This is a genomic window from Polaromonas sp. P3_B4 (assembly GCF_056402835.1).
Genome location: NZ_JBFUGQ010000003.1, coordinates 154,369 through 166,599, shown reverse-complemented (window position 1 = coordinate 166,599; position 12,231 = coordinate 154,369). Strand labels below are relative to the sequence as shown.

The window sequence follows — 12,231 nt, the reverse complement described above, 5'->3', positions numbered from 1 at the left end:
AAAATTATGCGCCTGCCGGCTTGCGATTGACCAGCACAATGCCCGCCGCGACCGTGGCCAGCGCCACCAGCAGGCCGGTGGTGATATTTTCTTTCAGCCACAGCGCGCCGAACAGCAGCGCGAACAGCGGCGTGAAAAACACGAACACCGAAATCTTGGTTGCCGGGTAGCGCCCCAGCATCCACATCCAGGCCAGGTAGCTGGCGAATGCGCCTATGACGGTCTGCAGCAGCAGGGAAGTAATGGCAAACGGGCTGAAATGCCACGACCATTGCTCGCCCAGGTAGAGCGACAGGGCCGGGAACACTGCGGCGCTAACGGCCAGTTGGTAGAACAGGAGTTTTTCAGCGGAGATGCTGACCAGTTTGGTGGCACGTATCACCACCGTGGTCAGGCCCCACAGCATGCCGGCGGCCAGTGCCAGCAGATCGCCCCGCGCCGTCGACGCATGATCACCGGTGAAACCTTCACGCAGCGCGAACACCACGGCGGCGAAGGCGCACAACAGGCCCAGCCATTGCACGCCGCGCAGGCGTTCGGACTGCACCCACAGCGGTACCAGCAGAGCGACCCAGAAAGGCGAGGTGTACAGAAACACCGTGAGGCGGGAAGCGCTGGTGTATTGCAAGCCTACATAAATGCAGGCGAACTCTGCGCCGAACAGCGCGCCCGCCAGCAGGCCGGCCTTCAGCGAATCGTCGCGGCTGAAGAGAGGGATCTTGCGCCACAGGCACCAGAGCCAGAGCAACGCCGTGGCGCCAACCAGCCGCAGCGAGGCCTGGAACATCGGCGGTATTTCGCTGATCGTGGCCTTGATCAAGACCTGCTGCAGGCCCCAGAACAGGCAGCAGCCCAGCAGGAGGGACATGGCGAGGAGATCGAGATTGGCTTTGCGGGCTTTCGTCATGCCTTGATGGTAGCCCGACCCCTGGCAGCTCGCTGGCCGGGGTAACAAGGAATACCATTGCATTAAATCCCTGGACAAGGTGCTGCTGTGGACCATAAATGGCTGGAAGATTTCATTGCACTGGCGCGAGAACGCAGTTTTTCTAGAGCGGCAGAGCTTCGCCATGTGACGCAGCCGCAGTTTTCGCGCCGTATCCGCGCGCTGGAGTTGTGGGTGGGCGCCGACCTGATCAATCGCGCGGTGATGCCTCTGGCCCTGACGGCCGCCGGGGAAGAGCTGCTGCCGGTGGCGCGCCGCGCAGCGGCGGGCCTTAACGATGCGCGCTCCCGCATCCGCCATGCACGGGGCGGGCTGGACTGGGTCACGTTGGCAACAGGCCGCACGCTCTCACGCAGCGCCGTACCTGACTGGCTCGCACGCGCCAAGCGCGGGGCCGGGGAGTTTCGCTTGCGCATTCTCACAGGCTCCATCCATGAAGGCGCCACGGCCCTGGAGCAGGGGGCTGCTGATTTCCTGCTGTCGTTCACGCATCCGCGGCTGCCGCTGTTGCTGGACGAACAGACGTTCGAAGGACTCGCGCTGGGCACCGACGAACTGGTGGCCGTCAGCGCACCGCGCGCCGATGGCCAGCCGCAGCATGCCCTGCCCGGTACGGCCCGCAGGCCGGTGCCGGTACTGGGTTATGCGCCTACGCTCGCGCTTGGCCAGATCCTTCAGGACGGGCTCAGCCGCAGCGCGCGCGAGCTGCATCTGCACACCGTGATCGAGTCTGACTTCGCCGAGTCGCTGCATGAGCAGGCCTTGCAGGGCGTGGGACTGGCCTGGCTGCCGCGCGGACTGGTCGAAGGCGACCTGCGCAGCGGAAGGCTGGTCGAGGCGGACGGCAAGGGCGTGACGGTCCGGTTTGAGATCCGCCTGTACCGGCCGCGCAGCCCGCGCAATGAATTGGTGCAGCGCATCTGGTCCGCCAGCACGCCGGCTGCTTCCTGAATCCAGGTCGCATGCGCCCATGCGTGATACGCATGGGCCGCGCAGGGGCGGCTCCTAGACTGGCGCCATCAACAAGGAGCGCGCCATGCCAGGAATGTTTACCCTCAATCGCCGCGGCGTGAGCCGCACACTTTGCCTTGCCGCCGCAGGGCTGTTGGGTTTGCCGGCTGCCTGGGGCCAGGCCTGGCCTGCCGGCAAGCCCATTTCGCTGGTGGTGGGCTACCCTGCCGGCGGAAGCGTGGACCTGGTGGCGCGCATCATCGCCGAACCGCTGGCCAAGCGCCTGGGCACACCCGTGGTGATCGAGAATATCGGCGGCGCCGGTGGAACCATAGGCGCCCAAAAAGTGGTCAGTGCCGCGCCCGACGGCTATACGCTGCTGCTGGGTTCGGGCAGCGAAATCTCGATTGCCAAACTGTTCAACGCTGCGGTCAAGTACAACGGTGAAACCGACTTGAGCCCGGTCGGGCTGATAGGCGTCACGCCCATGGTCTTTGTGACCAACACCAAGACCGGCGTCAAAACCATGGAGGAAGCGATTGCCAAATCCAAACGCGAACGCAACCAGCTGAGCTTTGCCTCTTCGGGCATAGGCACGCCGCTGCATGTGTCGGGAGAGCTGATCAACCTGATGGCTGGCACCACCTTCCGCCATGTGCCGTATCGCGGCGCAGGACAGCAGCTGCAGGACTTGCTGGGCGGCAATATCGAGTTCAGTGTCTCTGTGCTTTCCTCCGCGCTGCCACACATCGAGTCCGGCAAGATGATCCCCTTGGGCGTCACCACGCCGACGCGTTCGCGGGCTGCACCACAAATCCCTGCACTCGGCGAGAACCCCAAGCTCAAGGGTTACGACATGAACGTCTGGTTCGGCCTCTTCGGGCCCGCCAAGCTGCCGGCGCCCATGGTGGCGCGCCTGAACAAGGAGCTCAACGAAATCCTGCGCGAAGAAGCCGTTTGGCAAAAGCTCCAAAAAGCCGGCATCTCCAATGACGGCGGCACGCCACAGGCGCTCACGGCCTTTATCCGGGCTGAAACCCAGCGCGTGCGCAACGTGGTCAACAAGGCAGTGGCGACCGGCGCTACCTCGTAAGTCGTAAGCGGGAATTCACCCAAACCCATGCGGTGCCGTTGAAGCTGAAGCCGCGGGGGCCGGGCCGGGACAACGGCGGCAGGCCCACAGAAGACCCTGGCTCGCCATGATCTGTATTTGTTAATCGCGAAGCGTGCTGGCCAGGCCCCTCCGGAGCACTGGCGGGGCTCTGCACGCCGAGCAATATTTTTAGCCCGACACGGAGGGAATTGTCATGCACTTATCTGTCATATCAATGTTGCGCGGGCTCGCCTGCGGTCTGCTATTGCCGCTTGCTGTTTCGGCTTCGGCGCTGGCCCAGGAAGTGAAGAAACCTAACGTGGTGCTCATCGCCACCGGCGGCACGATTGCCGGCGTCGGAGCATCGAGCACCAACATCGGCGCCTATCAGGCCGCTGTGGTTGCTGTCGACAAGATCATGGCCGCCGTGCCGGAAATCCAGACTATTGCCAACGTCAAGGGCGAGCAGATCTTTCAGGTCGGCTCACACAACCTCACCAACGACCGCCTGCTCCAACTGGCCCGGCGGGTGTCTGAACTCCTTCGGTCGGACGAGGTTGATGGCATCGTGATCACCCATGGCACCGATACCCTGGAAGAGACCTCGTACTTTCTCAACCTCACCGTCAAAAGCAGCAAGCCGGTCGTGATGCTCGGGTCCATGCGGCCCGGCACGGCGCTCAGCGCAGATGGGCCGCTTAACCTCTACAACGCGGTGGCGGTCGCCGGGAGTAAAGAAGCGGTGGGAAAAGGGACTTTGGTGGTCATGAATGACGAGATTCACAGCGCTCGCGATGTCACTAAAACCAATGCCACCCGGGTTGACACCTTTAAATCTCCCTACGGTCCGCTCGGTCTCGTGATCGAAGGTCAGGCCAGGTTCTACCGTGCGCTGATTCGCCCTCATACGGTGCAGAGTGAATTCGACATTGACAAGATACAGACTCTGCCGCAGGTCGACATTGCTTATGGCTATCAGAACATGAACCGTGCGGCATACGACGCGTTGGTCGCATCCGGGGCCAAGGGCATCATTCATGCGGGTGTCGGCGCGGGAAGCGTTCCTGAGTACATAGCTGGCCCGCTTAACGAGATTCGCGCCAAGGGGGTGTTTGTCGTTCGGGCAACCCGCACCGGCAGCGGTGTAGTGATTCGGAACAATTCGGTGAAGGATGACGTCAATGACTGGCTCGTTGTTGACGACCAGAATCCCCAGAAGGCCCGAATTCTTCTGGCCTTGGCCTTGACGAAGACAAGGGACACCAAAGAGTTGCAGAAAATCTTCTGGCGGTACTGACACATGAAACGATCAGGAAGCGATCAAGCGAAGTCTGGCGAAGTGATCAGGAAAGCCCATGCGGTGCAGCTTCAGCCGCCCGGGTTGTCATTCTGGGCGGCCTCTTCCACAGGGGTGGCGCATGTGCAGGAGCGCACTTCAACCGAAGCCGGCCCGGAAGTGCTGGTGACGGCGCTGGTGCATGGCAACGAATATTCGGGCGCCTGGGCGCTGGACGCGTTCCTTCTCAGCGGGCTGCAACCGCGGCGGGGGCGCATCACCGCCGTGTTCTGCAACACCGAGGCCTTCATGCGGTTTGACACCCGTAAGCCCGACGCCTCCCGTTTTGTTGACGAGGATTTCAACCGCGTGTGGTCCGCTGATCTTCTGGATGGCCCCCGGCGCAGTACCGAGCTGCTGCGCGCGCGCGAAATCCGGCCGTTTGTGGACCGGGCCACCCATCTGCTGGATCTGCATTCCATGCATGAGCCCGGTGGCGCTTTGCTGGTGACGGGCATGCTGCCGCGCAATATTGCTTTTGCGCAAAGCCTGGGTACCTCGGGCCAGGTGGTCGTTGATGCCGGTCACGCCGATGGTGTCCGTATGCGGGACTACGGCCCGCTTGGCGACGAAAACGGCGACCGCATTGCCCTGCTGCTGGAGGCCGGCCAGCACTGGGAACTGGCGTCGCTGCAGGCGGCGCGCAACGTGCTCATGCGGTTTCTGGTGTGTGCGGGTGTGATTGACCGCGGCGATGTGCCGCCTGGCTGGTTGCTGCCCGATGCGCCGCCGCCGCCGCCCGTGACGGTGACGCATCGCGTGGTTGCGCGATCAATGGACTTTGCCTTTGTGCAGGACTTTTGCGGCGGCGAAACCATACGCCATGCCGGCACGCCGATTGCGCATGATGCGGGCGAACCGGTGGTGACACCCTACGACGACTGTGTGCTGGTCATGCCGTCGGTGCGGCAGTTGCGGCCCGGTGTGACGACCGTGCGGCTGGGCCGGCTGGGCTGAACACGGCCTGCGCAGGTGCGGTTTACAGCGGATGCTCGGTATAAAACTTGCCGCCGTGAAACAGCAACGGCGCGGCTCCCGCGCGGTGGGTGCAGCGCTCCACTTCGCCCACGAAGATCACGTGGTCCCCTTCTTCGTACCGGCTGCGGTTGAAGCACTCGAAAGTGGCGGCTGCGCCTGTCAGCAACGGCGCGCCGCCGACACCCTCCGTAAACAGCACGCCTTTCCAGCGGTCTTCGCGCCGGCTGGCAAAGCGCTCGGCCAGCTCTTTCTGGTCAGCCGCGAGGATGCTGATGGCGTAGTGTGATCCGGTGCTGAGCGCGGCCATCGATCCGGCCGCCTGCGCCAGGCTCCAGAGCACCAGGGGCGGCTGCAGCGATACCGAGTTGAAGGAGTTGGCGGTCAGCCCGACCAAGGCGCCTTGCGGCGTCCGTGCGGTGACGATGGTGACCCCGGTGGCAAACATGGCCAGCGAAGCCCGGAACTCCCGCTGGGAGAAGCTGGGGCTGCTCGCTTTGCGGGGGATGGCAGGGGTCAGCATAGAAGGGTAATTTAACCGAAGCGGTACAGGCGTACCCGCGTCAGGGTTTAGGCCGCATCTTGCGAGGGACTGGCGGCCCGGCAGTTAAACTGGGTGCCATGCCATTTTTTCGTTCTGCAGCCTGTTTTTTTGCTATCTATTTAATAGCTGCTGGCGCTCGTGCAGATTCACCTTGCGCCGATTACTCTTCCAAACTCCCGAATGTGAAGCGTGAGCTGTGTGAGGCGGCAGAACTGCAAGCTTCGGGGACGCGTTCGGTTGACGGCCGGGTGCTCTGGGTGCGTGACGTCAAGCCCGAGCAGCCCGGCTTGCGTGTGCTGGTCGTCGGTGCGATTCACGGCGACGAGTTGTCCTCAGGGGCCGTGGCGCTGCACTGGATCAGGCTGGCTTCCCAGCCGCCGCTGGACTCGCCCCAGGCGATCCACTGGCGATTCGTTCCTGTCCTCAATCCGGACGGCGTGCTTTCCAGGCCGCCTCGCCGTACCAACGCACATGGTGTGGATTTGAACCGCAACTTTCCCACCCCCAATTGGGAGCGCGACGCGAAGGTTTACTGGGAAAAGCGCACCGGCAAGGACCCGCGCCGCTGGCCTGGGCCCAAGCCGCTGTCCGAGCCCGAGTCGCGGTTTTTGCATGAGCAGATGCAAAGCTTCAAACCCAACCTGATCGTCAGCATTCATGCGCCTTACGGCGTGCTCGACTTTGACGGCCCCTCAGTACCGCCCTCCAGGCTGGGGCGCCTGTACCTTGACCAGGTGGGCATCTTTCCCGGCTCACTGGGCAACTATGGCGGTGTGCACAAGGGCGTGCCGGTGGTCACCATCGAACTGCCCAATTCCACCCGCACGCCGCTGGATGCCGAGATGCGCCAGATGTGGCTGGACCTGCTGCGCTGGATGAGTGAGCGGGCCGTGGGGCAGGGCGCGGAACACGCGCCGCGCGTGCCTTAGAACCCGTTTGGGCCGCGAACAGCTTCCTAGCGCAGCATGCTCGACATGGCCGACAGGCTGTTGACCATGCGCACCGCGGTCTCCACCGTGGGCGCGTCAAAGCCGACTTCATCCCCGTCCAGCCGCTGCAGCGCCGGCCACTGGCAAAACAGGTCCGCCAGCGCCGGCGACTGGGTCTGGATGCGTACAGCGACAGGGCCTTTCAGCACATAAGGGCGGGCTGAGCCGTATTGCGCCAAGGCCGTGGCAACGCCAACGCGGATGGCGCTGCAGGCCTGGGCCGGGGAAAGGCTGATGCCGCTGGTCTGGCCGGTTGCCCGCTTGGTTTGCACGAAGGTGGCGTGCGGAAACAGTGGGCGGTGTTCTTCGATGAACACATCGTCGCCGCTGGCCATCACCACCGGCACGCCGTACTCGCCGGCCAGCGCGCCGTAAATTCCGGCTTCGCCCAGTTCAAGGCCGTTGAAGTACACGCGTGCAAAGGCAAAGCTGTTGATGGTGTGCGCCAGAATGCCGCGGCCTTGCGCGCGCGAGTGGTAGCCGATCATGCAGACGGCGTTCACGCCGTCCTCGACGCCGGCCATCATGCTCAGGTAGCGCGGCTTGCCCATGACGGCCTGGGCGCGTGCGTCCAGCAGGTCGGGCGGCATGTTGCGAAAACTTCCGTGTGAATCGTTGACCAGCACCTCGGTGGCGCCTGCATCGAAGGCGCCGGCGATGGCGGCGTTGGCCTCGTGCGTCATCAGCAGGCGGGCGCGTTCGTACTCGGGGTTGCCGGCGCGCACCTGTTCGTGGTGAAAAACGCCGGCAACGCCTTCGATGTCGGTGGAGATCAGGACTTTCATGGGGGATCCGCTGAAGGTGGAAATGAAAATGAGGATGAAGCGGGCCAGCCGGGCAGCAGGTCGGCCAGCGCGCTCCGGTGGTGGCCGTTGCGGCCGGTCACGGCGCGGGCCTGCCACAGGGCATGGATGATGGCCTGCTCGGTGCTGTCGGCAACGGCCTGAAACAGCGGGTCAATCAGGCCGTCATGCAGCATCGCCACGCCCGGCATGGGCCTGGCGGTTTGCTGCGGCACGGTGTAGGCAGTGGAAAAAGCCAGGGCGATGTCGCCGCTGCCGTGGCCGAACACCGAGCCGGTGCGGGCCAGCCCGGCGCCGGCGCGCAACGCCAGCCGGCGCAGCTGGCGCGCGTCAAGCGGTGCGTCGGTAGCAATCAGCAGGATGATGGAGCCTTTTTCGGGCTCTGCCGCTTGCGCCCGATGTGCCACCAGCCGGGCGCCAAGGGTCTGGCCCGCCAGAATCAGTTGCGGCAGCTGGCCGTAGTTGGCCAGCACCAGCGCGCCGACGGTGTGCTCGCCGCCCCCAAGGGCCGCTACGCGGCGCGAAGCCGTGCCTATGCCGCCCTTGAGACCGAAGCTCGACATGCCGCGACCGGCGCCGACCGAACCTTCCTCCACCTCCACACCTGCCTGTTCGCAGGCCTGCAGGTAGTGCTGTCCGGTGACAGCCATGCGCTGGATGTCGTTGAGAAAGCCGTCGTTGCATTCAAACACCAGCGGGTTGACCGTTGGCAGGCTGCGCCCCGTTTCGGGGTTGGCAGCAACGCACTGGTGGATCTGCGCCGTGGCCACGGCGGCGGCCGAAAAGGTATTGGTGAGCGCAATCGGCGTTTCCAGCACGCCGAGCTCCTCGACCTGCATCAGGCCCACGCTCTTGCCGAAACCGTTGAGCACGACAGCCGCTGCCGGGACCCGGTCACGGAACAGGTCGCCTGCATGGGGGCGTACCACCGTCACACCCGTTTGCACCTCGTTCGCGTCCAGCGTGCAATGGCCCACGGTGACGCCGGCTACATCGGTGATGGCGTTGCGCTGCCCGTGCGGCAGGCTGCCGATGTGGGGCAGCAGATGGCGGGGTGTCACGACGCGGCCTTGCCCCGGTTACTGGCGGTCAAGTTTGGGGTCCAGCGCATCGCGCAGGCCGTCGCCCAGCAGGTTGAAGGCCAGCACGGTCAGGAAAATGGCCAGGCTGGGAAACAGCGCGATATGCGGCGCATTGAGCATGTCGGCGCGCGCCTCATTGAGCATGGCGCCCCATTCCGGCGTGGGCGGCTGCGCGCCCAGGCCCAGGAAAGACAGGCTGGCCGCCGTGATGATGGAGGTGCCGATGCGCATGGTGAGGTACACCACTACCGAAGACACCGTGCCCGGCAGCAGATGGCGCAGCATGATGACCGAGTCGGGCGCGCCTATGGAGCGCACCGCCTCGATGTAGGTCTGGTGCTTGAGCGAGAGCACATTGCCGCGCACCAGGCGCGCAAACGCCGGCACGCTGAACACAGCCACAGCCATGATCACGTTGATCATGCCGTTGCCCAGGATCGCGACGATCCCGATGGCCAGCAAGATGCCGGGAAAGGCAAACAGCACGTCGGACATGCGCATGACGATGCGGTCCCACCAGCCTTCGTAGTAACCGGCCAGCAAGCCCAGCAGCGTGCCGATCACGGCGCCTACGGCCACCGAGACCAGGCCCGCGGCCAGGGAGATGCGCGCGCCCATCAGGATGCGGCTGAAGATGTCGCGCCCCAGCGCATCCACGCCGAACCAGTGCTTGGCTGATGGCGGCGTGTTCAGCGCGTCGTAGTCGAAGAAGTTCTCCGCATCAAAAGGCGTCAGCCAGGGTGCGAACACGGCTACCAGCACCAGCAGCAGCACGAAACCGCCGGCCACCAGGGCAACGCGCTGGTTCTTGAATTTCCGCCAGAACTCGGAGGCAGGCGTGCGCACGGCAAGGGCGGCCATGGGTACGCCGGTTTCTGCGCCGGGTTGCTCCATGGCGAGAGGTGCGCTTTCCGGAGGCAGAGGTTCACTTGCGATGGCAGCGTGTGGGTGTTCGGTGGTAGTCACTTGAAGCGGATGGTCGGGTTGATGATGGCGTAGAGCAGGTCCACCACCAGGTTGATCAGGATGAATTCGAGCGAGAACAACAGCACCAGCGCCTGGATCACGGGGTAGTCCCGCATCTCTACCGCGTCCACCAACAGCCGGCCCATGCCGGGCCAGTTGAACACGACCTCGACGACGATGGAACCGCCCAGCAGGAAACCGAACTGCAGGCCCATCATGGTGACCACCGGGATCAGCGCATTGCGCAGCGCGTGCTTGACCACCACCACGGTTTCGGACAGGCCCTTGGCGCGTGCCGTGCGCACATAGTCTTCCTTGAGGATGTCGATGAAGGAACTGCGCGTGAAGCGCGCCATCACGGCCGCCACACCCGCGCCCAGCGTGAGGGACGGCAGGATGTAGTGCCGCCACGAGTCGGCCCCGACGGTGGGCAGCCAGCCCAGCTGCACCGAAAAGAGTTGCATGAGCAACATGCCCAGCGCGAACGACGGAAACGAGATGCCCGAGACCGCCAGCGACATGCCCAGCCGGTCGGGCCAGCGGTTGCGCCACACGGCCGATACCATGCCCAGCACCAACCCCAGCAGCACCGACCAGCTCATGGCCGCAATGGTGAGCCAGAAGGTGGGTGCGAAACGCTCGGAGATCTCGGTGGCCACGGGCCGCTTGGTGCGGATGGACAGACCGAAGTCACCCTGCAGCGCGTGGCTGAAAAAGCGCACAAACTGCTGCGGCATCGGCAGGTCCAGCCCCAGGTCGCGCCTTACCAGCTCCACGGTTTCGGGGCCGGCATCGGGTCCGGCGGCCAGGCGTGCCGGGTCGCCGGGCAGCAGGTGCACGAACAGGAACACCAGCACGGCCACGATCAGCAGCGTCGGCAGCAGGCCCAGCAGGCGCTTGAGGAGATAGAGGGTCATGCAGGAGCGGGTTTCTTCAGATTGCTGTTGCTGCGGCCGGGGTTACTTCAGTTCCACGTCGTCGAAGTTGAAGCTGCCGTCCGGAATCACATAAAAGCCGGCCAGGTTGCGCGCACGCACTGACAGCAGTTTCTCCGTCACCAGGAAGGCCCAGGGTGCGTCTTTCCAGATGCGCTGCTGGGCGTCGGTGTACAGCTTCGCCTTTTCAGCGCCGCTGGTGGTGACCAGCGCCCTGGCGATGTCGGCGTCTACTTCAGGGTTCTTGTAGTAGGCGGTGTTGAACATCTTGGGCGGCAGGGACTCGGAGGCCAGCAGTGGGCGCAGTGCCCAATCGGCTTCGCCGGTGGATGACGACCAGCCCACGTAGTACATGCGCACCGGAGCCGTTGCGGGGTCCTGCGCGCTCTCCACGCGCTCCACGCGCTGACCGGCTTCCAGCGCCTGCACCTGTACCTTGACGCCGACCTGGGCCAGCTGCTGCTGCACGAACTGGATCACCTTCTGCGCGGTGGTGTAGTTGTAGGCTGACCACAGGGTGCTTTCGAAACCGTTGGGGTAGCCGGCTTCCTTCAGCAGCTCGCGCGCCTTGGCCGGGTTGTAAGGCCAGGGGCCCAGCTTGGCGGCGTATTCCACACCGTGGGGTACCACGCCTTCGGCGGGAATCGCATAGCCCGAGAACACCACCTTGACCAGCGCCTCCTTGTTGATGGCGTAGTTGATGGCTTCACGCACCTTCGGGTTGTCGAAAGGCTTTTGCTGCGTGTTCATCGAGAGGTAGCGATGGATGATGGACGGCGCGCTCGTCACCTCCAGGCTCGGCTTCTTCGACAGGCTTTCCACCGTTTCGGGCGGCATCGGGAAGGCGAAGTGCGCTTCGTTGGTCTGCATCATGGCCGCACGCGTGTTGTTGTCGACCACAGGGCGCCAGGTGATGCTGTCCACCTTGGGGTAGCCCTTTTTCCAGTAGCCTTCCCACTTGGCAACTTTCAGGTAGTCGGTGGCCTTCCATTCGACGAACTTGAAGGGGCCTGTGCCCACGGGGTTCTGCGCAATGCCCTTGCTGCCGTACTTGGCCAATGCCGCGGGCGAAATGATCACGCCTGAGGGGTGGGCCAGCGTATTGATGAAGGGCGAGAACGGCTCCCTGAGGGTAAAGCGCGCGGTGGTGGAGTCCACGGCCTCGACCTTGGCAATGTTCTTGTAGAGGTTGTAGCGTTTGAGCTTGTTGTCGGGATTGGTCACGCGTTCGAAAGTGACTTTCACGGCCTCTGCATTGAAAGGCGTGCCGTCATGAAACTTGATGCCGGACTTGAGCTTGAAGGTGTAGACCAGCCCGTCCTTGCTCACCGTGTGGCTGTCGGCCAGCACCGGCACCATCTTCATGTCCTTGTCGAAGCCGTAGAGGCCCTGATAGAAAGATTTGGCCACGGCCTGCGACAGCGTGTCGTTGGAGTCATACGGATCGGTGCTCGTGAAATTGGACTGGACGGCCACGACCACGTCTTTGGCGGCATGGGCCGGCGCGGCGGCAAGACCTGCCAGGCCGATCAGACCGGCCAGCGCGGCAGTGAGGGTGGAAAGACGCTTGTTCATGAAAAACTCCTTGAAAGGAAACGAGGGGTAAGCAAG

Annotated in this window: 12 protein-coding genes; 5 read left to right on the top strand and 7 right to left on the bottom strand. The window is 64.0% G+C overall.

Annotated elements, in window-relative coordinates; translation table 11 throughout:
• Positions 1–4: 4 nt before the first annotated feature.
• Complete coding sequence (locus AC1DVV_RS20415; RefSeq protein ID WP_457281803.1) at positions 5–907, bottom strand: DMT family transporter; 903 nt, start codon at positions 905–907, stop codon at positions 5–7.
• Positions 908–994: 87 nt separating this feature from the next.
• Between AC1DVV_RS20415 and AC1DVV_RS20410 the strand changes: the two genes are divergently transcribed.
• The 4 genes from AC1DVV_RS20410 to AC1DVV_RS20395 all read left to right on the top strand — a co-directional run bounded on the left by AC1DVV_RS20410 (position 995) and on the right by AC1DVV_RS20395 (position 5,283).
• Positions 995–1,897, top strand: coding sequence for a LysR substrate-binding domain-containing protein (locus tag AC1DVV_RS20410; protein ID WP_457281802.1), 903 nt, complete (start codon positions 995–997; stop codon positions 1,895–1,897).
• An 85-nt stretch (positions 1,898–1,982) separates the two neighbouring features.
• On the top strand, positions 1,983–2,990 hold the full coding sequence (locus AC1DVV_RS20405; RefSeq protein ID WP_457281801.1) for a Bug family tripartite tricarboxylate transporter substrate binding protein: 1,008 nt from the start codon (positions 1,983–1,985) through the stop codon (positions 2,988–2,990).
• A gap of 214 nt (positions 2,991–3,204) precedes the next feature.
• Positions 3,205–4,287 (top strand): asparaginase, encoded by a 1,083-nt coding sequence (locus AC1DVV_RS20400; protein WP_457281800.1) that lies wholly within the window; start codon positions 3,205–3,207, stop codon positions 4,285–4,287.
• Between the two features lie 3 nt (positions 4,288–4,290).
• Positions 4,291–5,283 carry a M14 family metallopeptidase gene (locus AC1DVV_RS20395; protein ID WP_457281799.1) on the top strand — a complete coding sequence of 331 codons (993 nt, stop codon included), beginning with the start codon at positions 4,291–4,293 and terminating at the stop codon, positions 5,281–5,283.
• 22 nt (positions 5,284–5,305) lie between these two features.
• Here the strand turns inward: AC1DVV_RS20395 and AC1DVV_RS20390 are convergent, their stop codons facing one another.
• Positions 5,306–5,824 carry a flavin reductase family protein gene (locus tag AC1DVV_RS20390; RefSeq protein WP_457281798.1) on the bottom strand — a complete coding sequence of 173 codons (519 nt, stop codon included), beginning with the start codon at positions 5,822–5,824 and terminating at the stop codon, positions 5,306–5,308.
• Positions 5,825–6,027: 203 nt separating this feature from the next.
• Here AC1DVV_RS20390 and AC1DVV_RS20385 point away from each other — a divergent pair, with 203 nt between their 5' ends.
• Positions 6,028–6,774: a M14 family zinc carboxypeptidase gene (locus AC1DVV_RS20385; RefSeq protein WP_457281797.1), complete on the top strand. Its 747-nt coding sequence runs from the start codon at positions 6,028–6,030 to the stop codon at positions 6,772–6,774.
• Between the two features lie 26 nt (positions 6,775–6,800).
• Here AC1DVV_RS20385 and AC1DVV_RS20380 read toward each other — a convergent pair whose 3' ends face one another.
• From AC1DVV_RS20380 to gsiB, 5 genes are all read right to left on the bottom strand, one after another.
• Complete coding sequence (locus tag AC1DVV_RS20380) at positions 6,801–7,619, bottom strand: M55 family metallopeptidase (RefSeq protein ID WP_457281796.1); 819 nt, start codon at positions 7,617–7,619, stop codon at positions 6,801–6,803.
• Positions 7,616–8,698, bottom strand: coding sequence for a DmpA family aminopeptidase (locus tag AC1DVV_RS20375; RefSeq protein ID WP_457281795.1), 1,083 nt, complete (start codon positions 8,696–8,698; stop codon positions 7,616–7,618). Before AC1DVV_RS20375 ends, AC1DVV_RS20380 begins: the two co-directional genes overlap by 4 nt.
• 18 nt (positions 8,699–8,716) lie before the next feature.
• Positions 8,717–9,613: a glutathione ABC transporter permease GsiD gene (gene gsiD, locus AC1DVV_RS20370; RefSeq protein ID WP_457282082.1), complete on the bottom strand. Its 897-nt coding sequence runs from the start codon at positions 9,611–9,613 to the stop codon at positions 8,717–8,719.
• A 68-nt stretch (positions 9,614–9,681) separates the two neighbouring features.
• Positions 9,682–10,602: a glutathione ABC transporter permease GsiC gene (gsiC, locus tag AC1DVV_RS20365; protein WP_457281794.1), complete on the bottom strand. Its 921-nt coding sequence runs from the start codon at positions 10,600–10,602 to the stop codon at positions 9,682–9,684.
• A gap of 42 nt (positions 10,603–10,644) precedes the next feature.
• A complete protein-coding gene (gsiB, locus tag AC1DVV_RS20360) occupies positions 10,645–12,195 on the bottom strand; it encodes a glutathione ABC transporter substrate-binding protein GsiB (RefSeq protein ID WP_457281793.1) in 1,551 nt (516 codons plus the stop codon).
• Positions 12,196–12,231 lie beyond the last annotated feature (36 nt).